20 protein-coding genes are annotated in these 22,256 nt (G+C 42.2%); 16 read left to right on the forward strand and 4 right to left on the reverse strand.

All coding sequences use genetic code 11. The annotated features are described in order from the left end of the window. Window positions 1-114: 114 nt before the first annotated feature. The 3 genes from ACXHJ2_RS25590 to ACXHJ2_RS25600 are packed head-to-tail and all read left to right on the forward strand — an operon-like array spanning window position 115 to window position 3,632. Complete coding sequence (locus tag ACXHJ2_RS25590) at window positions 115-2,487, forward strand: ATP-dependent DNA helicase (RefSeq protein ID WP_165079830.1); 2,373 nt, start codon at window positions 115-117, stop codon at window positions 2,485-2,487. Next, a complete protein-coding gene (locus ACXHJ2_RS25595; RefSeq protein WP_040102632.1) occupies window positions 2,477-2,986 on the forward strand; it encodes a MarR family winged helix-turn-helix transcriptional regulator in 510 nt (169 codons plus the stop codon). The genes ACXHJ2_RS25590 and ACXHJ2_RS25595 overlap by 11 nt, the downstream gene beginning before the upstream one ends. A gap of 37 nt (window positions 2,987-3,023) precedes the next feature. Continuing rightward, window positions 3,024-3,632, forward strand: coding sequence for a pentapeptide repeat-containing protein (locus tag ACXHJ2_RS25600; RefSeq protein WP_025676762.1), 609 nt, complete (start codon window positions 3,024-3,026; stop codon window positions 3,630-3,632). 77 nt (window positions 3,633-3,709) lie between these two features. Here ACXHJ2_RS25600 and ACXHJ2_RS25605 read toward each other — a convergent pair whose 3' ends face one another. Then, window positions 3,710-4,303, reverse strand: coding sequence for a hypothetical protein (locus ACXHJ2_RS25605; RefSeq protein ID WP_025676764.1), 594 nt, complete (start codon window positions 4,301-4,303; stop codon window positions 3,710-3,712). 212 nt (window positions 4,304-4,515) lie between these two features. Between ACXHJ2_RS25605 and ACXHJ2_RS25610 the strand changes: the two genes are divergently transcribed. Then, complete coding sequence (locus ACXHJ2_RS25610) at window positions 4,516-5,472, forward strand: nucleoside hydrolase (protein ID WP_165079829.1); 957 nt, start codon at window positions 4,516-4,518, stop codon at window positions 5,470-5,472. Window positions 5,473-5,607: 135 nt separating this feature from the next. Here ACXHJ2_RS25610 and ACXHJ2_RS25615 read toward each other — a convergent pair whose 3' ends face one another. Continuing rightward, entirely contained in the window at window positions 5,608-6,792 is a 1,185-nt protein-coding gene (locus ACXHJ2_RS25615) for a sensor histidine kinase (RefSeq protein WP_165079828.1), read from the reverse strand. A gap of 371 nt (window positions 6,793-7,163) precedes the next feature. Here ACXHJ2_RS25615 and ACXHJ2_RS25620 point away from each other — a divergent pair, with 371 nt between their 5' ends. The 12 genes from ACXHJ2_RS25620 to ACXHJ2_RS25675 are packed head-to-tail and all read left to right on the forward strand — an operon-like array spanning window position 7,164 to window position 21,005. Then, window positions 7,164-7,769, forward strand: coding sequence for a hypothetical protein (locus tag ACXHJ2_RS25620; RefSeq protein ID WP_137079450.1), 606 nt, complete (start codon window positions 7,164-7,166; stop codon window positions 7,767-7,769). Beyond that, window positions 7,753-8,265 carry a hypothetical protein gene (locus ACXHJ2_RS25625; protein WP_090737809.1) on the forward strand — a complete coding sequence of 171 codons (513 nt, stop codon included), beginning with the start codon at window positions 7,753-7,755 and terminating at the stop codon, window positions 8,263-8,265. Before ACXHJ2_RS25620 ends, ACXHJ2_RS25625 begins: the two co-directional genes overlap by 17 nt. Before the next feature lie 14 nt (window positions 8,266-8,279). Beyond that, complete coding sequence (locus ACXHJ2_RS25630; RefSeq protein WP_165079827.1) at window positions 8,280-8,657, forward strand: DUF4280 domain-containing protein; 378 nt, start codon at window positions 8,280-8,282, stop codon at window positions 8,655-8,657. 52 nt (window positions 8,658-8,709) lie between these two features. Then, window positions 8,710-11,460, forward strand: coding sequence for an NlpC/P60 family protein (locus ACXHJ2_RS25635; RefSeq protein WP_165079826.1), 2,751 nt, complete (start codon window positions 8,710-8,712; stop codon window positions 11,458-11,460). A 45-nt stretch (window positions 11,461-11,505) separates the two neighbouring features. Continuing rightward, the gene (locus ACXHJ2_RS25640; protein ID WP_238791001.1) at window positions 11,506-12,969 is read left to right on the forward strand and encodes a discoidin domain-containing protein; all 1,464 of its coding nucleotides are present in this window, start codon (window positions 11,506-11,508) and stop codon (window positions 12,967-12,969) included. A 26-nt stretch (window positions 12,970-12,995) separates the two neighbouring features. After that, entirely contained in the window at window positions 12,996-14,408 is a 1,413-nt protein-coding gene (locus ACXHJ2_RS25645; RefSeq protein WP_058830284.1) for an NADase-type glycan-binding domain-containing protein, read from the forward strand. 24 nt (window positions 14,409-14,432) lie between these two features. Continuing rightward, window positions 14,433-15,551 (forward strand): N-acetylmuramidase domain-containing protein, encoded by a 1,119-nt coding sequence (locus tag ACXHJ2_RS25650; RefSeq protein WP_058830283.1) that lies wholly within the window; start codon window positions 14,433-14,435, stop codon window positions 15,549-15,551. Window positions 15,552-15,604: 53 nt separating this feature from the next. Further along, window positions 15,605-16,213, forward strand: a complete 609-nt coding sequence (locus tag ACXHJ2_RS25655; RefSeq protein ID WP_165079825.1) for a hypothetical protein — start codon at window positions 15,605-15,607, stop codon at window positions 16,211-16,213. A gap of 28 nt (window positions 16,214-16,241) precedes the next feature. After that, window positions 16,242-17,375, forward strand: a complete 1,134-nt coding sequence (locus tag ACXHJ2_RS25660; RefSeq protein WP_165079824.1) for a hypothetical protein — start codon at window positions 16,242-16,244, stop codon at window positions 17,373-17,375. 17 nt (window positions 17,376-17,392) lie between these two features. Then, complete coding sequence (locus ACXHJ2_RS25665) at window positions 17,393-19,414, forward strand: DUF4163 domain-containing protein (protein ID WP_165079823.1); 2,022 nt, start codon at window positions 17,393-17,395, stop codon at window positions 19,412-19,414. Window positions 19,415-19,435: 21 nt separating this feature from the next. Further along, window positions 19,436-20,830, forward strand: coding sequence for a hypothetical protein (locus ACXHJ2_RS25670; protein ID WP_165079822.1), 1,395 nt, complete (start codon window positions 19,436-19,438; stop codon window positions 20,828-20,830). 28 nt (window positions 20,831-20,858) lie between these two features. Continuing rightward, entirely contained in the window at window positions 20,859-21,005 is a 147-nt protein-coding gene (locus ACXHJ2_RS25675; protein ID WP_165079821.1) for a hypothetical protein, read from the forward strand. Between the two features lie 247 nt (window positions 21,006-21,252). On the opposite strand, the gene ACXHJ2_RS25680 is transcribed toward ACXHJ2_RS25675, so the two are convergent. Then, window positions 21,253-21,561 (reverse strand): hypothetical protein, encoded by a 309-nt coding sequence (locus ACXHJ2_RS25680; protein WP_230493804.1) that lies wholly within the window; start codon window positions 21,559-21,561, stop codon window positions 21,253-21,255. 261 nt (window positions 21,562-21,822) lie between these two features. Further along, on the reverse strand, window positions 21,823-22,179 hold the full coding sequence (locus ACXHJ2_RS25685) for a hypothetical protein (protein WP_016324872.1): 357 nt from the start codon (window positions 22,177-22,179) through the stop codon (window positions 21,823-21,825). Window positions 22,180-22,256: the final 77 nt, after the last annotated feature.

The raw sequence follows: 22,256 nt of genomic DNA on the forward strand, positions 1-22,256 counted from the left end.
AAGGCCTCGTTTCTATATTTCGGTAAAAAGTAGATCTGAATGAATACCAATCGACCACAAACGATGCTTATGTCCCTTACGTTTCGTTGATCTACGTGGTACAGTGTAAGGACTATGACCGGAACGGGTGATCGTATGAAGGAACCAATTCACATTTCGGTGCGTCCACTTGTGGAATATGTACATCGAAGTGGCAGCATTCAGAGCGGCTTTCGTTCGAATAGCAGTATGCAGGAAGGAACTCGCGTGCATCAGGTTATCCAAAAGGGTTACAAGGAGCATGAACGCAAAGAGGTACATTTACGTACAGAAATTTCATATGAGGGCAAATTGTTTATCATCGAAGGCCGCTGTGACGGACTGATTGAGCTGGATGGCGTATGGACGGTTGATGAAATTAAGTCGATCTCTCAGCCCCTCGAAGATATTCAGGGGGACGGCCAACCCGTGCACTGGGCACAAGCATTTCTGTATGCCTATATGATTGCTCGTGAGGAGCAGCATCATTCCGTGCAGATTCAACTTACTTATGTACAAGCACACAGTGAAGACATTCGCCGCTTCAGACGGATGCTATCTTTTGCAGAACTGGAAGCTTTCGCTCAGGAGATGATTGCTGGTTATGCACCGTATGCATTCCTCCTGAGAGCACATGCGGAGAAGAGGGATGCCAGTATTGCTATATTGGACTTTCCTTTTGACACATATCGTTCAGGTCAGCGAACTCTAGCGGGTTCGGTGTACAAGACGATTGCCGAAGGGGTTAACCTGTTTGCCAAAGCACCCACAGGTATCGGTAAAACGGTATCCACCTTATTTCCTGCGATTAAGGCGATCGGCGAAGGACTGGCTAGGCGAGTATATTATGTAACGGCTCGTACCACCACTCGGGCAGCAGCTGAAGAAGCTTATGCCCGAATGAAGGCTCAAGGGCTGCACATGCATGTGGTAACGTTGACGGCGAAGGATAAAATTTGCTTTAAGGATGAACATGATTGTGATGCTGGATCATGCAGCATGTGCGAGGGCTATTACGACCGGATCAACGGTGCAGTATCCGATATTTTGGCGAATGAGACGTTAATGACGCGGGCGGTGATTGAGCATTATGCGCGCAAGCATAAGGTATGTCCCTTTGAATTTTCGCTAGATGTGGCGTATGCCTCGGATGGTATAATCAGTGATTATAATTATGTTTTTGATCCACGGATTTCTTTGAAGAGATTGCTGGAAGAGCACAAGCGAAAAGGTGTTGTGCTGGTGGATGAGGCGCATAATCTGGTGGAACGCGGTCGGGACATGTTTTCGGCGGAAATCCTGAAATCTTCTTTTTTGGAACTGAAAAGAGAATTTAAGTTGCTAAGCCCGGAGGTTGCTACGACTGCGAGTGCAGTGAACGCACATATGATTACGCTGCGCAAGCTGCATGCAGATACAGGAAAAGCAGTGGAAACAGCAGCACCGCAAGAGGTGCTGGAGCTGTTGGTGCCTTTTGTGGAGGCCGCTGAACGTGAACTGGTGACAGGGAGCAGTACAAGCCGCGCAAGCAGTGAAAGTACGGCCTACGCATTGCTTTTGGATACGTATTTTACCGCTCAAAATATGCTGCGAATCGCTGCTTTATACGATGAACGTTACGTTACTTATATTGAAGCAGGGCGCAGTGAGGTGAGGATCAAACTGTTCTGCCTCGATCCTTCGCACTTGCTGGGACAGGCTGTAAAGAACTACCGCTCGACTATTTATTTTTCGGCGACGTTGACACCGCTTGCTTATTACCGGGACATGCTTGGAGCAAGCGAGGAAGACTATACGTTACAGGTCCCTTCCCCTTTCCATCAGGAGCAATGGGATGTACGTCTGCTGCCGCTCTCCATCCGTTATCGGGATCGTGAGCGTTCTAAAGGGGCGATTGCGGATATGCTGGCTGGATTGGTTGCGGAGCGGAAAGGGAACATCCTCGTGTTTTTTCCGTCTTATCCGTATCTGCGAGAGGTATACGAGGAGTTCATGCTTCAGGACGTGTCTGCAGATACATTGGTACAAAGTCCGGGTATGACCGAACCGGAGCGTGATCGGTTCCTAGAGGCCTTCCAACCTGGGCAAGAGCGCACCCTGCTCGGCTTTGCCGTACTAGGTGGTGTCTTTGCTGAAGGTGTCGATTTACCTGGGGATCGCTTGAACGGGGTAGTGGTCGTCGGCGTCGGCTTGCCGCAAATTGGAGCGGAGCGGGATGTGCTGCGGGATTATTTTTCGGAACAGGGACGAAATGGTTTCAACTATGCGTATGTATATCCGGGGATGAACAAGGTTCTTCAGGCAGGTGGCAGACTTATTCGCACAGAGCATGACGAGGGGCTGCTGGTCCTGGTAGATGATCGTTTTGCCAAGGAGCCATATGCCTCTTTGCTGCCAGATGAGTGGAAAAGCTACCGTTTGACGGAACAAGCGGGATTAAGGAAGGAATGGATGGACTATGAATTTTAATTTTCATAATGATTCCATACGCGGGGTGCTGCGTAGCTTTGGACATGAGGATGCCGAAGTAGATAATATAGAGACATTTGTGACATTTGCGCGCTTGGCTAATGGTATTTTCAGAGAAATGGATACAGATTTGACCAAACTGGGGGCTTCTCAGGGTCGGATTATCGTTCTTAGCTTGTTGCATTGCCATGCGCCGCATCGCATGACACCATCGGAGTTAGCGGAAAAAGCGGATGTCACGCGTGGGACCATGACAGGACTGATCGACGGTTTGGAGCGAGATGGAATGATAGAACGTGTGGCTCACGAGAGTGACGGACGGATGGTGACTGTCGGATTAAAAGAGGCAGGACGAGAACTGTTAAGCAAAATAGTTCCTTATTATACGAAGCTGATTCGGTCATGCATGTCTGAGTTTACGCCACAGGATCATAAGATGATGAAGGGTTTACTGGGGAAAATGAAAGGCGGTTTTGAGCGGTCGTTGCCGAAAAGCTGAATCCTTGATGTCGGGAATAAGGAATAGGAGAGAGAACATGTTCTTTTATACAGATGAGGTCTATGAAGGCCGTGATTTTGGCTCAATGGATGCCAGAGAAGGCGAGTGGAGAAATTGCGAGTTTACCCGATGTCGCTTTCGGGGTGTGGAGATGAATGAGTCCCTTGTGGAAGACTGTACTTTTGTGGACTGTGATTTTACCGGAGCCATTCTGAATGCATCTCACTACAAGGAGTCCGCTTTTACCAATTGTCTATTCACCAGCGCGAATCTGTTTGTAGTCCGGTTTGATAACTGTAAGCTGGTAGGCTCAGACTTTGCAGGGGCAAATATGGATGGGATCACGATTACGGGCGGAGACTGGTCTTATACGAACTTACGTCATGCAGATTTAAGAAAACAGGATTTGCGAAAAATACGCTTCAAGGAAGCTGATTTATCCGAATGCCATCTGGAAAAGGCAGATTTGCGCGAGGCGGATCTTACCCGGGTAAGGCTGCACAAAGCCCACCTTCAAGGAACCGACCTGCGCGGTGCGAAGATGGATGGCGTGAATTTTAAAGATCTGGACATTACCGGAGCCAAGTTGGATATCGAACTGGCAGTAGCAGTGGCCCGCTCTTATGGTGCCAAGATAGATGGTTAAAAGCACGGAGATACAGGAGCTGTCTCGACCTGTGTTACCCCGTGCTGGAGAATTGGAGGAATACTAAATCTGAAAGATTAATCTTTATGGGATGCTGGCAGTAGCGGAATCGCTGCTTCTGGATTCTGATTTGGTAACTTATCGACACCTACAGGATCTAGAGGTTGCTGTGGTACCGTCCAGTTGCGTGCCGTATCTGCGGCAGTTTGCTGCTCCAGCAGGCGTTTAGCCACTTCGTAGCACTCATCGATATGCCGATTGCCAATGGTCCGCATCGCAGTAAAGCCAATCGCTGCGGCTAGTCCTTGCCCCAGTAGAGGGACAAACTTGCTAACCTGCTTGGTGGCGATGCGAATGCCCATTTTCTGCAAAATCTTCACGATGGCTTCTCGGGTGATGAGTCGCCCGATCAGCTTGCTGCCAATTGAAGTGATAAAGCCATACACCATCGACTTGGTTTCTGCATCCAGACCATCTAGCTGCTGCTCAGATAATCCGAATTTTTCATTAATGGCAGGCAGCAGCTGCATCAAAATGCCGACATCAGCAAGAACGTCAGCCCCCGGAATCGGGACCAATACAGCTCCTCCCGAAGCTGCAGCCCTTCTCGTTACCATGGATTTGCACTCTTTGCGGATCTGCTCCAACTCTTCTATTGTTCGGGCTGTCATATGCATCTCTCCTTCCTACGCTTCCGATTAGGACCCATGATTCTACCCTGTTATTACACACATTTCTACCTTGATTAAGCACGGAGCAAACAAAAAAATCCCTCATTCAGACGCTATCGCACATTTACTCCTGTGAAGCGATCAGGCATAATGAAGGATGGTTGCTGATAAGAACAAGCCTGTTTTACGGGGATAAAGGAAGGAAGAGACAGATGAGTCAGACAAACGTTTATTTTAATCATGATGGTGGCGTGGATGATTTAGTATCCCTGTTTATGCTGCTTCAGATGGAGCAAGTTCATTTGACCGGAGTATCGGTTATTCCAGCAGATGGTTACCTGGAGCCGGCGACGGATGCCAGCCGAAAAATTATTGATCGTTTTGGACAAAATAAAGGGCCTGTTGAAGTCGCCAAGTCTAATTCACGCGGTAAAAATCCGTTCCCTGCCGCTTGGCGTTTACATTCATTCTATGTAGATGCATTACCTGTGCTGAATGAATCGGGACGAATGGAAGCGCCGCTTTCATCTCTGCCAGCTCATCAGCATCTGATCGAAAAGGTACGCGGAGCTGAAGGTAAAACGCTGTTGCTATTCACTGGACCGCTAACCGATCTGGCACGGGCGCTGGATGAAGCACCGGATATTGAAGCCATGATTGAAAAGCTGGTATGGATGGGCGGCACCTTTGAAAAAGGGAATGTGGAGGAGCCGGAGCATGACGGTACCGCAGAGTGGAATGTGTTCTGGGACCCGGAAGCGGCCTATCGGGTGTGGCAAAGCGGCATCACGATTGATCTGGTGGCGCTGGAAAGCACAAGCAAAGTGCCGTTAACTCCAGCCGTACGCAATCGTTGGGCTGCCGAGCGCCGTTATGAAGGCGTTGATTTCCTGGGCAATTGCTACGCTGGATGTCCTCCGCTCGTGTACAGCGAGACGAACTCTACCTACTACCTGTGGGATGTACTGACCACTGCATCCGTAGGACGCCCGGACATTGTCAAGAAAAAGACGGTGCATTGCAGCGTTATTGCAGAAGGCCCAAGTCAGGGCAGAACGGTGGAACAGGCGGATGGACGCCCTGTGAATCTGGTATATGATACAGACCCGGAAGCTTTCTTTACGTATATGGCGGATTTGGCCAAGCAGGCTGCTCCCAAACGTTACTAAACCCAACTGTGTACAAATGTGTGGCATAAAGTGATCACACTGCCTAGTGCGTATTCATAGCAAAACCCGTGACGTTATCCGTCACGGGTTTTATTACTGTAATTGGCCCCACATGATTGCAAGCCTACCGTTTATTCAGGCTGACTCCTGATATGTTTTTAGGGTAAATTGGAGCGTTATCTCCGTCCCGTTACCAGGTTCGCTAACCCCTGTCATTGTACCATTCATTCGTTTCAACAGCTGTTTGGTAATCTGCCAACCCAAGCCGGGATTGCCATAGGAGGGAGAGGGCCCGAAGTCATGCTCCAGCCACATTTTTAGTTTATTTGGAGATATACCAATCCCCGTATCCTTTACCCTTACTTCCAATTCAGCCTTAGGCGCATTGGTCACGAACTGGGTATTTGCAGATAAGGTGACTGATCCTGTGCTTGTAAATTTCACTGCATTATCTACCAAATTGATCAGCATACGGCGAATTTTAGCCTCATCCCCGATAAAAATAGGCGAGCTTGCAAGATTCCAATCCAACCTCAATTCCAAATTCCGTTGCGCAGCTACCTCTGTGTACAAGCTCAACACATTTTCCATCATCGTTCTCAGATCAAATGGATCTTCAATGTCATCGATTTGCCCGGATTCAATTTTGCTGTAATCCAGAATATTATTCAACAGCATCATAAGCGAGCGACTGCTAGCTTCCATAATACTCATATATTGCTGTTGTTCCTCTGTTAACTCCGTGGTCATCATTAGATCCGTAGCTCCCCATATTTCAGTGAGCGAAAAACGAATTTTGTTACTCAGGGAAGAAATCAAATCCAGCTTGCTCATGGAAGAAGCTTCTGCATCGATCTTGTCTTTTTCCAGTTCAACCACATAACCCAGAAATACAGCCATAGCCTTGAGAGCCTTCATTTCTGTTTCAGTCAATTGTGCAGATGGCGCATCCAAAATACAAATGGTTCCATACCCCTGGCCATTTTTCATACGTATGGGTATTCCCGTAAATGAGTGATTTCCAATGGTTTTAGTCACATCTAAATCACGTGTTTGCGGATGAGTAGACGTTTCCGAAATGGTGAGGTGATCCGCGGAATGGTTCAGCACCAGACTGCAATAGCTAAGCTCAAAAGGAAGCTCCTCTCCATTACGAACCAGCACTTCTTCCCGGTTAAATGAATCTACAATTACATTGGTAACCCCGTCATTAGCGGCAATAAAAATGGTATTAACATGTAGAATATCACTCAACACATCAATGACATGTGCGGTAGCCTCTTGAATACTATTATAAAAACCTGTAGGTGAAGTAGTCATATGTCTCCAATCTTGATGCAAAGTGGTGGTGATCAAAACTCTAATAGTTTGTGTACCCCATTCCTGTTCCTCTGAATGTATTGTTGGAGCGTATCCTTAATTATACATCATTATTTCGTTATAAACCTGAGTCTAACTACTTCCAATTACCTATTCGTTTGCACAAAACTTCATGTCGTAGGCCGAATGCTAGCCTTTCTGGGAAGATTTTTGTTTGTATATTACACATTCACGAAAAAATATGATTATTTTCATTCTGTTTTCATAAATTCATATGTAATCTCATGATATGAAAATTGTGTAATAAAATAGGAGGATGGAACCAGTAATATCATGTAAATATTCTATATAATAGGTTCAGAGGTGGGATTATGAATAGACGGGAAGCCCTAGAACACTTCCATAAGACCTATGCAGAAGATATGTTGCATGAGAAATTATATCAGGTAGCGGTCTTGTATGAGCATAGAAAAGAGGAACTTATCTTCTCTTTTATCCAATCTTTTCAATCGATTTGCTTACAAGCCATTTCTGCAGAAGCGGACAAGACAACAATTGGATACATTACCTATTCTATGAGGCGTACGTATCTAAGGGAGCGCATTTATAACTATGTCATTGAGGTCTATGGTGCGAACTGGTACTTTGATCCTCTACCTTATCGTGGAACCTATGATGCAGGCTGGGCGTTCGGACTGTTGGCAGAACTGGAGGATGAATTGAGTCAGCTTCGAAAACCTTATATGAATAAGGTTATTCAGCCGGATGTCGAGCGATATGTGCTTCAGGCTGCGTGGGAATTTCATCACTACATTTTGAAATTAGCCAAGGACGCTATGCAGCAGGCTGTACAACTGCCTGAGTTCAAGGCGTTGAAATGCGAGGATGATTTGGAAATAAGAATAGGAGAGTACAAAGGGATCAGTGAGGCGGTGTATTCAACGGCTTATGGAGTATTACATGATTCAACACGATAATCGAATAACAGAGTATATGTTTCCAGTGGAGATACATCGTGGACAATTACGGGAATGGGCCGAAGGCTCACTATATACTGATGAAGAGTCTGTTTTGCAATGCTATGTATCGGGCGATGCAGACTATATTGATTTTATAGAGCAACCGGTAGCCATTGTTTCTGAACAACTAAAGGAAATCTTTGATATATATCAAGCCGGATTAAGCTGGAGGCTGATTGTTTTTGCCGATATGCAGCGTATGCAGCAAACGAGGTATTGGCTGGCTCATCCGCCTAGTCTGATGTGTTTATCACCACTTACTGAATATCATAGAGACGGTACACTGAAGAAAATCATTTTAGATGAATATGCAGTGGAGAATCATAAGATATTCAGGGTTCAGCATGGCAGTCAGCATATCATTGTGGATCTAGATGTGGCTGAATGTATTTTGAAGTTTAATCTGGCTGGCTTGAAATTACAAAAGGTCGATACGGAGAGGCCGTCTATATAAAGGAGAGTCCGATCATGAGTGAGAGCTATGTAGTGGATGGGGCGCAGATACACTGTACCTATGGAAGTCATTCGGGCAGGTTTAGTGTTTCAGCTAACAGGGGGATTAGTATTGGTGATAAATTGCAGGGAAATATTCAGGATTTTCACCCGCAGACGCATATCCCATCTTTCGGCATGTGCCGTAGTATGCACAATCCTGCAGTTTCTTCTGCTAGCAAGGGCAATGCTGGGAGAATCATTCCGCAGCCCTGCAAACCGAGCGTATCTATGCCTTGGTTGAATGGAAAGAAGGATGTATACGTAGATCAGTCTCCGGCTCTGATGAGCTGCTCCACGAATCTATGCATGTGGTGCGGGAAAATTTCATTCATGACAGATGGGCAGGAATAGCTAGCAGCTTACAAGGATTTGCATCACGTGAAGAGAAAACGGGGGGAAGAAGATGGGACTGGCTGGAACTGTGCTGACTTATGGAAATATTAGAGTAAATGCACCCTATGAAATTGTCCGGCTGCTGGATATTCAATTGACACAGAAGGTAAATGAGCACGGCAAAGTGTACATCACTGCTCTCATACCGGACGAAGATCATGCGAAATATGATGGTTTAGCGCATGATGAGGATGTGCTAGAGGTATACGAGATGGATGAAGATCGAGGCACAGTAAGCATCTTTAAAGGAATCGTCACCAATATTAGCATTGGATTCAAAAATGGTGTATATCACATGTACATAGAGGCGGCCTCTTTTACATATATACTGGATCGACAACGGAAAAATCGTTCGTTTCAAAACAGCAACTTGACGTATTATCAATTGTTTCGGGAGCTTATAGATAGCTATCCACACGGCGATTTTATTGACATGACGGACAGTAACCAAAAGCTCGGCGGCTTTACTATTCAGTATGGGGAGAGTGATTGGGAGTTTCTGAAAAGAATGGCCTCTCATTTGCACACTGGACTGATTGCCGAGATTACTTCTGTATTTCCAAGACTATGGTTAGGTACCTCGAAAGAACAGGTGAAAGGTGAACTACGCAGCATTAACTTTTCCCTCCAAAAAACAAAGTCAGGCCCCCGGTATACATATGCTGAAGTGGAGGATACGAAACGTTTTGAACTTGGAGATGTGGTCTCGTTTCGACGAAAGCATTGGGTTATTGATCAGGTTCATGCAGAGATGAAGCAAGGTATTATGACCTATGACTATGTTCTCGTTCCTGAAGAGGGTAATCCGAGGGAGGTTATACATAATCAGTTTATTAAAGGTACCTCTATTGAAGGGAAAGTTATTGATTTAAATAGTGAAAACGAATCCGTTAAACTTCACTTGTCCGTGGATTCTATGCAGTCCAAAGTCGAAGGGTGCTGGTTTTCTTATCCCACCATGTATACCGGGGATGGGATCGGTTGGCATTGTATGCCTGAGTTGGGGGATCATGTCCATTTGTATTTTCCATCCAACAATGAAAAGGAAGCCCGTGTAGTTCAATCCCTACGTAAGAGAGACTACAAAGGAGATGAAATCAGCCAGCCGTCAAGAAAGCTGTTTCATACCAAAACACAAAAAGTGGCGAGATTCGATGATAAGGAATTAGCCCTCTCCACCCAGAAAGAAAAAATACTTGTACGCTTAAACCCTGCATCCGGTATTCACGTGTATAGTCACCATGATCTCACCTTTCACGCCGATACAGACTTGGTGCTGCATGGCAAAAAGGTACAGATGAACGCTACTCGCGAAATATCCCTGACGTGCAAAACTAGCTATATCCGAACCGATGGGACACTTCATATCAAGGCTAGTAAGTTCATGAAAAATCAGGTGCCTGATGCGGAACTGAAAGCTTATCAATCCCTGATTCAAGAATTGAAGGGAAAGGGGTACCCGCAATGGGTGCAGGACTTGCTGCTTCAATATAAAACCGACTACTACAAAGCCGTAGCAGCAGGTGACAAAAAGGCTGCCAAGGAAGCAGCGGCCAAGGCCAAGCAATTACGTCAACAGGTGGCAGAAATAGATCGTATGCCTGCCTGGGCCAGAGCGCAAATGCATGAATACACGTCCCAGTGGTGGGAAGCGCACAGCACAAATGACAAGGCCAAGCAGAATCAGATGCATCTGCTCGCCAACCAACTGCGTGACAATGTGCTAATTAACGAGCTGATTCGTGGTCATTCAGCCAAATCCTACCTGGATGCGAATCGGCTGGAGGAGCTTTCCGGGCAATACGCCGATGCGGCTAACAAGCTGACTGTTGCCGATCAAAAGGCTATGGCTAAGGAAGCGGCGGCCCTGCGGAGTAAGTATGGCGTGAACAGTCAGCTTGCCAGAGAGAACTTGAACAAGCTTGCCCAAAAGTATCCGGACAGCTTCTCGTACAAGCTACCAACTACAGGCTATTGGGATCAGGAGCTTAATGCCGCTTTGCATGATTTTGCGAAAAAATACGGCCTGGAAAATAAGGGCTATGGTCGTGATGTGCTGGCCGTATACCTGCATCAAGTAGCCAATGGTATCCTTCCATGGCCTAAGGTTATCAAGGCTGCAACACCAACAGTTTCAACAACCACGACAACAACGAAAACGGAACCGGGTAAGAAGCCACCGACTACTCCTGAAAAGCCAGCGAAGGACAAAGCAAATGAGGAAATAAAGCCCACACCATCCAACAGTTCTGCTGAGCAGAAAAGGAAAGCCATTGTAGAATTCGCTAAGAAGTTTGAAGGTAGAATTCCTTATTGTATTGATACGGTAATTAGAACAATGATACTTGATGTGGATAATCCACCACCGTATATGGATTGCTCAGACTTCACCTCATCTGTCTATTTAACTGTACTTAATGAGCAAATAGGAGGTAACACTAAAGTTCAAATACACAGTGGCAAAGGGGTTAGCCACCAGAGCTTGAGATCCAGTGGAGATCTTAAGAATCTTAAACCAGGAGATCTGATTTTGTATAACTGGGGAAAAGATGACTATCCCAAAGTACAACCAGTACATGTAGGACTTTATATAGGTAATGGACAAGTTATTCATGAATCGGGTAGGAACCCAAATCCCAAAAAAGCAGATAAGAAAAATAAGAAGCAAAATGTGAGAATCAATACTCTTTCATCAAATTGGATAAATTCTAAACCTATGTATTCTTTTGTTATTTCAATTAGACGAATTATCCAAGATTAGTATCCTGAGGTTTAAACCTTAGTTTTTATAGAAAGTGGTGGAGAAGTGAAACTTATAAGATTTTTAATGACTATTGTTCTGGCAGTTATTATATCTTCATGTAGCCAGGTTGGAGAAAAAGGAACTGTTGCCACATTATCTAGGTCCCAAAAACCATCATCAGTCGAAAGTATTACTACGATGCAAAACGAGGCAAAAACTGAAAGAAAAGCACGGTGGCTTTTAAATGGGGAAGAAGATCCGGAACCTACTCAATTTTTGACCAATTTAGATGATCCTACAGGAAAGACCTATATACGAATCGATGATTTGGTAGATGCTATGCAAACTAAGGAAGAACGAATAAAATATCGCGGCTCCCAAGTAACTGTCAATAGAGTGTCTAGTGATGGGAGTCGAATGGCGATCGTAAGGACAATCTCTGATGTGGAAGAAGGGGATCGAAACCACATTCTTGAGGTATATGATCTGAACTCAGGAAGAAAGGAGTCCGAGTTTGAATTGCCTCCAACGTCTTACCCTATAGCCTCCCCTGATTTAAGTAAATATCTTTATGAGCTGAATGGGCAGGTATATTTATATGATGTACTAAAAATGAAAACGACAAAACTAAACCTTGGGAGATATAAACTAGATTTAAGTATGATTAGCTCAGGATTATTTTCTCCAGATGGTACTAGATTCTGTTTTGAAGAACATGACCAACCAGGCATCATTATGATAAATCTATCTGGTATTAGTGGAGCAAAACGTTTACTTGTAGATTCTAAGGCTTCGCTTTTGCAATGGGACCAAGAGGATAAATTGATTTATGAAGTTTCAGAAGAGGACGAAAATTATACACAAGATGTTTATTCACTGGATATAGAGAGCGGAGAAAAAAAGTGGATAACTAAATGCTCGGAACCATTTATACTATCACCTGACCAGAAGTTAGTGCTATCAGCAGAATACGAAGCTCCAAAAATGTATCTGGTTCATGTGAGCGATGGAAGAAAAGAAGATATATCCTCTTTTACCGAGAATCAGGGAGTACTCACTGTTCCAATACAATGGATCGATACAAAAATCAATTATATGAAGTTTGCCAACAAGGTCAAAGTGAAAAAAATTACGGCCTCTTCCACACTTCCTAATCGGAATAATTATTCTTTTAGCGTGAGCAATTTAACGGACGGTAATAATTTAACCCCTTGGTGTGAAGGGACGACGAAGGGAGGCGGAGTAGGAGAAACCGTAACTATAGATTTGGGCTCAATTCAAGAGGTCAGAGGTATAGAGATGATTGATGGAATTATGTGGGTTAACAATAAGTATATAGACATGAATACCATCCAGAGGATGAAACTTGATTTCTCGGATGGACAATCGACAGCGCTTGAGAACAATGACACACGTTTTAAGTTCGATGAACCTATACGAACTTCTTTCGTTAAGATTACCATCCTGAAAGTGAAAAAAGGCGCGGACTTCCCAAATACATGTATAGGTGAGCTGAAGTTATTGTGATGAATTGTAGAAAATGAGGAAAATCTATGATGCAGATAAATAAAATTGCGTTGCTCGTCTTGATCTTTTCTATACTAGGCGGGTGTATACAATCGAATGAGGGTCAAAAAGCGCAGGAGCAGAATGAAAATCATGCTGCTGTCTCTCAGCCCAAGAAACTTCCTCCAGCAAAAAGGCCCATAAATTGGTTGTTGTTTGAAGCGGAAAATGGAAACATGCCTATGGATTTTTTAGCTGACATGGATGATTCTACAGGCAATACCTATATTGATTTAGACGACATTATAGGTAAATTACATGCAAGTGAAGGTGAAACGTATCCTGAATCTGAGTTGTATCTGGATAGGTTCTCGGATGATGGCAGGCGTATTGCCTTGTGTAGAGAGTCAACCGAATTGAATTATTTAGTGATCAAAATCTTTGATCTATCTACCACAAAGAAATTATATGAATTTAAGGTGCCGAATAGGGACTACGCTATTATGTCTCCTGACTTACGCAAATGTGTTTACACAGATGATGATGCCGTTTTTTATTATATGAACCGAGGGCAGAAAACTGAAGCATTGGGGCGTTTAAATGATGGTCACTATCTCCATTTTCCAGTACTTTCACCTGAAGGTAGCCAATTTGCCCTTGTAGATCGTAAACATAATATATTGATCTATGACTTGTCTAAGAAAAAGCAAATTCAACAAATCAAGCTAGGGATAGACGGCATACAGATTGAACAGTGGCTTTATAACGATAGTCTACTGCTCTCTTCTTACGATCTTGATAAGACGTATTTACTCAATATCAGAACAGGAGAGAAGAGGTTATTAATGAAAGCCACAAACTCTCCTGTTATAACCTCGGATAACCACAGGGTTGCTTATTTGAACTCGAAGGGTGAAATGCAACAACGAGACATCCAAACAGATCTGCCTATAGAATACTCCAATGTGTTCCACAGGATAGGCTATAACGTGTCCCCTACACAATGGATACAAACTACAACGGATTTGATGAAATATCGGAAAAGCATTCCGGCACAGAAAATTGTTGCTTCATCTACACTTCCAGATCAGGCAGGGAACTCCTATGCTGCCCGTAATATCATGGATGGAGATGCGAGCACAGCCTGGTGCGAAGGAGTTAAGGGAGACGGGATCGGGGAGTGGATCAAAATTGATTTCGGCTCTATGCAAGAACTGAAGGGGTTTGAACTTATTAATGGTTTAGCTAAGTCATCCAAAGCTTTCCGAGCAAATAATAGAGTTAAACGAATGAAACTGGAGTTTTCAAACGGGCAGACCATGATGATAGATAATGATTTTATAAGCAACCAATTTCTTGATACCCCCATTCATACCTCTTTCGTGAAAATAACGATTGAGGCCGTAGAGAGAGGAAGCAAATATCACGATACCTGTATGTCAGAGATACGATTCTTTTAGTATTCGTAAAAAAGGAGAAGACATATGAAATGGAAAGAGCCAACGTTTGGTGCAACTCCTATGTTGAAAGCTTTAACAACTGCTAATGCACACAGGAAAGCACAGGCATTTGATCTTGCAGCAGAACAGAAAAAACAAAAACTAAATTACCCCGACTGGGCCCAAACCTGGATGCGTAAATACAAAGAAGATTGGTATATTGCTCAAGCCAATGGTGACGAGGTTGGTATGCGTAAAGCGCAAAAGCTGGCAGAGGGGCTGCGAAGCAAATTACGTGAAATAGCTACGTTCCCCAAATGGGCTCAAGAGCAAATGCAAAAAGAAACCGTTCGTTGGATGACTGCGGAGGCAAGCGGAGATATCAGGGAAAGGCTGGCTGCTGAGGGCACGGGACGAGCTATTCGCAAGAAGCTAGGTTTGATCGATACGAGTACTAAAGCGCCATCACCATCTGACGATACTAAGAAGACAGAAGGTGTTAAATCTTTAAATACACAGAAAACGAACGAAATTGAAACAGTAAAAGGTGATAAAAGTAGCTTTTCAACAGTTGCTGAATTCAAAAAAAAGTATGGGGATGTTATTAAGAAAATAGGAGCAGAGTTAAATGTAGATCCCAACATACTTGGAGGAGTAGTTCTTGTTGAGTCAGGAGGTTCTGGTTTTGAAAACGGTAAACTGAAAATAAGATTTGAAGTGCATCATTTTGTGAAACAATCAACATCACTATTTTTATTTGGTAGACCGAGATCCAAAGGGCACAAATATAGAGAAAGTGCTGGATTACCGTGGAAGGAAGTTCACACAAAAAATCAAAGTAGCGAATATGATGCTCTGGACTTGGCTATTACTCAAAATGAAGAAAAGGCGTATAGTGCTATTAGTATGGGCTTAACGCAAATTATGGGCTTTAACCACAAAGCGTTAGGATATAAATCGGCTAAAGAGATGTTTCAAAAATTTAGTACAGGGCACGAGGTACAAATTAGGGGGTTTGTTTCTTTTATAAAACATAAAAATTTAATAAAGGCGCTACAAAAGGAGGATTTTAATGCTTTCGTCTCAGCATACAATGGCAAAGGCAACGTGGAACAATATACAAAAAAACTAAGGAAAAACATTATTTTGTATAGAAATAGCTGAATGCATTTAATAGATATGTACTTAGAGGTTAAATTTGAATTTGAGGTGCTGTAATGAATAGAGTAGTTTTTGTTTTTTTCTTGACCTGCATTCTTCTCGGTATTTCTACAAATAAAAACTTATCTGATATTAAGAACTTCAGCAATTATACAAAAACAACAACTCAGAGTTTATTAGTGAATAATAAAATCAATCATAATCTAAAAAAATTGGATACAGAAAAGTATAACATCGATGAGGGCCAGTCGTTTGAAACCAGCTTTGAAGGGTGGGGGCGTGCCAAGTTTGTTTCAACTGATGCAATGATCGAAGAGACACCAGGGAATTATTTCTTTTTATTAGATGAGCAAAATTACATTTTATACTCTTTCCCTAAATTTTATGGTAATAATTGGTCTGGAAGTAATGGATTGGCAGCTGTAGCTTTTAAGGATGTAAATAAAGATGGACTAAAAGACGTCATTATTATCGCTTACGTCGACGCAGGGGCAGGGCCAAGTATAATTGAGCCTTTCCCCATTGCAGGTATCTACTTCCAGAAGGAAAATAAGACCTTTACTACACTCCCTGAACTTGATCAGGCCATCAATGATAAGGGGCATAATCAAACCATCAAGGATATCATTCAATACGTAAGCAAACAACGGATAAACGTGCGATAGGCAATACGAAAAGGGAGCTTTTTTTGAAATGAACTTTATAAAACAAGATATAATACTACTTTTAATCATGTTAATCGCCCTGCTACTAAATGGATGTTCCGAAAAATCTACGAATGAGAAGCAGCAGGCAGTTGCCCCCACGAAACCAAGCACTCAAGTGATAGGGCAAAAAGTTGAGACTGAGCCAGAGTCTGCTGCTCAAAAACAAGATCGAATTAGCAATAGTGTAAATCCGAAAAATAAAAGAAATGGAAATTACGTCGCAGATTCTAACACATTAGATCAGTTTATAAAGGAAATCCAACCCCCAAATGAGCAGCTTCAGAAAATGTTAAAAGAAGATTTGGACTTTGATGGAAAGCCGGAGTACGTGCTTGCTTTTGGATTAGAAAAAGAAGAAATTTACAATATATTTGTAGTCCGGGAGGAGAAACATGGCTATCACATCATTGATAAACTAGAGGACCCCGTTATAGTTGTGCATCTAAATACTGATGTGAAGATCATGAAACTGGATCAAACAGATCAAAAATTTATCGTTGTATACTCTATAGGCGACGGAGGGGCTTACTCAGAAGGATTCTCCATATATACTTTGGAGAATAATCATATAAAGAGCATAAATTCTGATTTTCCTAATGCTACTGGACAAGGAATTCGAACGTTAAGAGATACCGATCATGACGGTATATTTGAAAGTGTAGATTATTATGAATTTAGCGATACTCAGGAACATACCATCGTGGTCTATCAAAAATATGATGGAACAGGACCGGAAAAAAAGGAGATTTTGTATACAAATAAAAGTAAAAAATTTGTATATCCAACCGATCCTAAGGCTGTGATATTGAACTACTTGGAAGTTGATTATCTTATGAAGTGGTTTGATTTACCTTTTCCTGAAATGGATCAGCTCACCGATCCGGCAGCAAGGCAAACATATGATTTTGAGGATGCCATCGATTTATCCGGTTTAGCATATTTATCTTACCCGGTGTTGGAACTGAGTATTAATGAGGTTAGTAGCGATGATAACCGAAAAATATTTTTGGTAAAAGACGATTCATTAGAAGAAGGAGCGAAAAAGGAAATTACGTTTACGTTAGAAAAGCAGTCAGGCAAGTGGAGAATTATGAGTATAGAGATGAACGATAAATTGTAGAAAGCGTGATCTCCAGCATGAGTTACTTGAAGTATGCGCGAATTTGTTACGTGCTGTTATTACTCATTTCCTGTGTAGTGCTGAATGGATGCATGAAGGGACAGGATTCTCCAGCAACAGAAACAAATCATACACTTTCTCTCCAAAATGACGATAAAACGACTTCCTATTCGAAAAAGCTGGACACGCTTGTGAAAAAACTCCATATAGTCAACGATGAAAATAAGGATTCTGATATCAGACAAAACAAGCTTGAGGAGTTCACACAGGAACTTAATTTGTTGTTAAACGAGCTAGAAAGTGTAGAGATGAAGGATGAAGAATTAGTAGAAAAGTTCGATAACAATCTCACTATCTTAACAAAATCGTTTCAGTTAAAAAGTGGGCAGCTAAACGTTAGGGTTATGAATTATAGAGCACCTAAAACGCTGACAGGTACGATCGGAGATAAATACACATTTATTCAGTGGTGGAGTTCGAAGCAACTTGTACACGCCCAGATGATTGAGGATGGCGGGCCAGAATTGACTACAGACTTTGTGGTTCGAGATTCAGACCAAGGAGTAAAGTTGTGGTTAGGGGGGCATGTCTCCCTATATCATCCAGATCCCGTATTTGTTGATTTGTGGGAGTTGTCTGGACAAAAGTGGACGCAGAAAAGTATAGATGTAGGTAAGATGAAGCTCCCGAATGCGTGGGAACTGAACAAGGATATGAATGAGCCTATTATTATCGAGAATCGACAACATGATAGCATGAGTATCGAAGTTTTAGACCACGGCGATGGTTTCTTAATAAACAGTGATGATTCTGAACAGAACCTTATCATTGAGTTCTCCAAAAGTGGAGAAGTCCGTATTGATTCCGAATATAGCATCGCCTCGGATGCTCATAATGAACCGCAAAGCTATGGGCTCATTCAAGAGAAATATTCAAAAAATGGGATCGTGATTAAATACCCTCAAATTACAAAACTCAAGGATATTGCAAAGCAAAAATCTTTAAACCAAATTCTTAAGACTGATGCTTTAGAAGGATTACAAAACTATGCGGATTCCAATGCTGGAGTCCATGTCGAAATTGATTATGAGATCAAACGACAAAGTGAACGATTCTTGAGTGTTCAATATACGGGTATTCATTATATGAAGGACGCAGCCTATCCTACTCATATGTTTTATACGACGAACCTGGACATGAAGCAGGCTTCAAGAATAAGATTGAGGGATCTGGTAAAGGTCGAGAAACCTTTTATTGAGCTTATAAAAAGCGGGAAGATTACAGCTGTTCAGCCGGAGCAACAAGGATTAATCGGTGATTTCACAAAAGATGATTTGATTCAATTGTTAGCAAACGCGGATGTAACCAAAGGTTCGCTTGCGGAAGTAGAAATGGAATCGTTTAGTTATCTCACAAATGATTCGTTGGGGATGAGTGTACCTATGGCTCATGTAGTAGGGGACCATGCGGAGTATGAAATTCGTTTGGCACAAATTCCAGAGAATATCAGGCAGAATGAGGAACTATGGAGTGAACTAAGTTCTGTTGAAGATCAGTCTGTTTCCACAGTTGGCGGTGAAAAGTTGAATACCGACCAATATGAAATTGAAGAGTCGCAGTCTTTTCAAACTACTCTCGAAGGTTTTGGAAAAGTACGGTTTGTATCGACTAAAACAAGGGAAAATGAAATTCCTAAAAACTACTTTTTCCTATTAGATGACCGAGAACGTATTATATATTCATTTCCAGATATGTATGGAAATGAATGGTGGTATGCTGATGAGGGTATAGAAGCGGTAGCCTTTAGGGATGTAAATAAGGATGGTTTAAAAGACATTATCATTATTGCTTATTATGAAACGGGCACTGGACCAGATGGTGCAAAACCATTCCCTATAGCGGACATATATTTTCAGAAAAAAAATAAAACTTTTACCACAATCCCTGCATTAGATGAGACTCTTAACGATCAGGGACATAATCGAACCATTAAAGATGTCATTCAATACGTAAGCAAACAACGGATAAACGTAAACTAACCGACATAGAGGAGCGGTAACATGGGATATCCAATCATCAAGTATAATGGAACAGTTTTATCTCTTAACAATCCAAAAATTAAAGTTGTACAGAAAATGAATGAGCATGTGAAGGTCTTCTTGACAGGTGTGTTAACGGGTGCTCAAATGGAAGAATATACAGATCATATGGAAGCAGGGGCGAAGTTAGTTGTTTCTTATATGAATGACGGTCATAAACAGAGTGTGCTATTTCGAGGGCCAGTCACGCAGTTCAGAATCAAGATGGTATCCAATGTAGCTCATTTGGTTGTCGAAGCTCTTTCTTATACAAGCCAGATGGATGAAATACCTCATAGACAATCTTTTCAAAATGTAAAGATGAAGCTGCAAGCATTGCTTGAACACGTGCTCAAATCCTATCCCAAAGCCAATTGTACGAGTCGGTTGAAGGATCAACTTTTACAGGAATTTACGATGCAATTTGATGAGACGGACTGGTTGTTTCTGAAACGTATAGCGTCTCGGCTCGGTTGGGGACTAATACCTGATCCGGTTGGTGAAAAACCTCAGTTTTATTTTGGATTACCGGATGGTGTCAATCAGGGTGACCTCAGGCAGTATAACTACTCTATGACCAGAAAAACCAAACCAGGGGCCGGCAAGGACGACAACCTTTTGTATTATAAAGTGCAGACGACAGGGGCCAAAGATGTCCTGCTACAAATTGGGGCTGAGGTTAAATTTAAAGGGAAAGCTTTGTACGTCCTGCAGTCTGTTGCGTTTATACGACATAGTGCTTTGTGGCATGAATATGTGCTGACTACAGCAGATGGAATGAAGCAGGATTTGATTGTAAATGAAAGCATTCGTGGTATCTCGTTAAAATCGAAGGTTATTGGAATCGAGCAGGACCACGTGAAGGTTTTCTTTTATGAAATGGATAAGGTCAAGCCGAATGTCAAGGAAACCTACGCTTTCCCAACGGCTACATTTTATACATCGGAAGGGAATACAGGATGGTACTGCATGCCGGAGCTGTTTGACTTTGTAGACATTTACTTCCCGACCGCTAAGGAAAAGGACGCCATTGTAACTCATTCAATCCGCAAGAGATCCAAAGGGGGCGACTTTATTAAGGACCCGTCCACGAAGATCTTTATGACCAAGTACCGCAAAGCCATTATTTTTGAGAAAAATGAAATTTTAATCACGGGGAACGACGATGAAGTGGTGATTCGACTGCTGGATGACCATGGCATCGAATTGCGGAGTAAAAAGGACATCCGTGTTAAGGCTGATGGAAACCTAGTACTCAATGCGGGTAATACCATACAAGTCACAGCCAAAGATGCCATCGGTTTAAAATGTAAAACGAGTTTGGTCGAAATGGACGGAAACATCAAAATGACTGGAGAAAAGATAAAGACGCAGTAAATAAAACCACCAAGAGAGGGGAGAAAGCATGGCTAAAGTAACTATAGGAGCAATCGTGAATGAGAAACCGTCGACCCAGGAAGATATGGTCCAAGAATGGAAACGTAAAATAAGCAAAGGCGAATATCCTTTTATTCATATAAATCAGCCTCGCACCCAAAGTGAAAAACGGTAAATGTGTCAGGCAACGAGGGAATAAGGCTCCTAAGGAGCCTTATTTGTTCATCTATGCAATTTTCTCCTAACATACAGTTACAAAGACCTATTCCGCCTAAGCTATGTACTATGACCAGAAATACTGAATCCAATGACTTTATACTTATTTTTCCTCTCGGCTATATTGCTCGTAAATAGGATGCACTATAATTATACTACTTCTTAATTTGGGAAAAATTAGACGGTGAAATTTATAATAGCCCTTCTCAGGAAGAAGGGGTCTTGTATTTGGGAACTTCGCTGTCGATAAACCAATCTGGTCCAGAGACGTCGATTACTTCTTTGGTTTTATAACTGTAATAAATGGTAATTTTGCTGTCTTCGTGACCTTTAATGTACCCATACAGATATATTCTTGAGTGGACAGCAGGATCATCCACAGTATAATCCTTTAGTATAAAATCGGCATTATAGTGTTCTTTAATAAACTCCACGCCGATGGGAGTGGCAACGGTTATTAATTCTTTTTCTTGAGATACTGAGGACCCGCATCCTGCTAGAATAAGTGGCCCCATAAAAAGTATTAGACATAACTTAAAAGGTATGTTCATTTATGTAATCTTCTCCTAACATACAGTTACAAAGTCCCAATCGTTATTAGGTATGAACCACGACCAGAAATGCAGTAACCAACGACTTTATACTTATTTTTACTTATAACTATATCACAACTAAATGGGAAGTATTATAATGATTTCACTTCCTTAGATTGGAAAAATATATTCTTGAACTGGAATGAATCATATATGCTTTTTTTTGCATACAAATCTTGATTTTTAAAATGGTGGAACATTCTTTTTAGGGTATCGACTGTCAATGAACCAATCCGGTCCGGTTACACTAAGCACTTCTTTTTTTTCAAAATCGTAAGCAATAGATATCGATTGACCTTCATGTCCTTTTATATAGCCGATTAGATGAACTGTATTATTAACATAGCTACCTATATAGTCATAACTCTTAAATATGAAATCAGCCCTATAGTATTTTTTGATGTATTCTTTTCCAATAGGTATACCTGTTCTAACAGCTTCTTCTTTTTTTACATTTGATGCGTACTGCATGTAATAGAGAGCTCCTACTAGGATGAAGAATAAGATAAGAGCAGTAACCCAAAATTTTTTCTTTTTCAATTTTTAGATGCTCCTTTTTTTAAAGTATCAACTTTTTCTAACTTTATAATATATTAGGTGATTAGACAAGGTGGGGA

Source organism: Paenibacillus sp. ALE3, assembly GCF_054113405.1.

What these genes read in the sequence shown, in the direction of transcription:
- ACXHJ2_RS25595 (WP_040102632.1), top strand. Translation starts at nt 2,477, where the DNA reads ATGAATTTTAATTTTCATAATGATTCCATACGCGGGGTGCTGCGTAGC.
- ACXHJ2_RS25625 (WP_090737809.1), top strand. Translation starts at nt 7,753, where the DNA reads ATGATTCAACACGATAATCGAATAACAGAGTATATGTTTCCAGTGGAG.
- ACXHJ2_RS25610 (WP_165079829.1), top strand. Translation starts at nt 4,516, where the DNA reads ATGAGTCAGACAAACGTTTATTTTAATCATGATGGTGGCGTGGATGAT.
- ACXHJ2_RS25600 (WP_025676762.1), top strand. Translation starts at nt 3,024, where the DNA reads ATGTTCTTTTATACAGATGAGGTCTATGAAGGCCGTGATTTTGGCTCA.
- ACXHJ2_RS25615 (WP_165079828.1), bottom strand. Translation starts at nt 6,792, where the DNA reads ATGACTACTTCACCTACAGGTTTTTATAATAGTATTCAAGAGGCTACC.
- ACXHJ2_RS25650 (WP_058830283.1), top strand. Translation starts at nt 14,433, where the DNA reads ATGAAATGGAAAGAGCCAACGTTTGGTGCAACTCCTATGTTGAAAGCT.
- ACXHJ2_RS25675 (WP_165079821.1), top strand. Translation starts at nt 20,859, where the DNA reads ATGGCTAAAGTAACTATAGGAGCAATCGTGAATGAGAAACCGTCGACC.
- ACXHJ2_RS25590 (WP_165079830.1), top strand. Translation starts at nt 115, where the DNA reads ATGACCGGAACGGGTGATCGTATGAAGGAACCAATTCACATTTCGGTG.
- ACXHJ2_RS25605 (WP_025676764.1), bottom strand. Translation starts at nt 4,303, where the DNA reads ATGACAGCCCGAACAATAGAAGAGTTGGAGCAGATCCGCAAAGAGTGC.
- ACXHJ2_RS25655 (WP_165079825.1), top strand. Translation starts at nt 15,605, where the DNA reads ATGAATAGAGTAGTTTTTGTTTTTTTCTTGACCTGCATTCTTCTCGGT.
- ACXHJ2_RS25660 (WP_165079824.1), top strand. Translation starts at nt 16,242, where the DNA reads ATGAACTTTATAAAACAAGATATAATACTACTTTTAATCATGTTAATC.
- ACXHJ2_RS25620 (WP_137079450.1), top strand. Translation starts at nt 7,164, where the DNA reads ATGAATAGACGGGAAGCCCTAGAACACTTCCATAAGACCTATGCAGAA.
- ACXHJ2_RS25670 (WP_165079822.1), top strand. Translation starts at nt 19,436, where the DNA reads ATGGGATATCCAATCATCAAGTATAATGGAACAGTTTTATCTCTTAAC.
- ACXHJ2_RS25645 (WP_058830284.1), top strand. Translation starts at nt 12,996, where the DNA reads ATGATGCAGATAAATAAAATTGCGTTGCTCGTCTTGATCTTTTCTATA.
- ACXHJ2_RS25665 (WP_165079823.1), top strand. Translation starts at nt 17,393, where the DNA reads ATGAGTTACTTGAAGTATGCGCGAATTTGTTACGTGCTGTTATTACTC.
- ACXHJ2_RS25680 (WP_230493804.1), bottom strand. Translation starts at nt 21,561, where the DNA reads ATGGGGCCACTTATTCTAGCAGGATGCGGGTCCTCAGTATCTCAAGAA.
- ACXHJ2_RS25635 (WP_165079826.1), top strand. Translation starts at nt 8,710, where the DNA reads ATGGGACTGGCTGGAACTGTGCTGACTTATGGAAATATTAGAGTAAAT.
- ACXHJ2_RS25630 (WP_165079827.1), top strand. Translation starts at nt 8,280, where the DNA reads ATGAGTGAGAGCTATGTAGTGGATGGGGCGCAGATACACTGTACCTAT.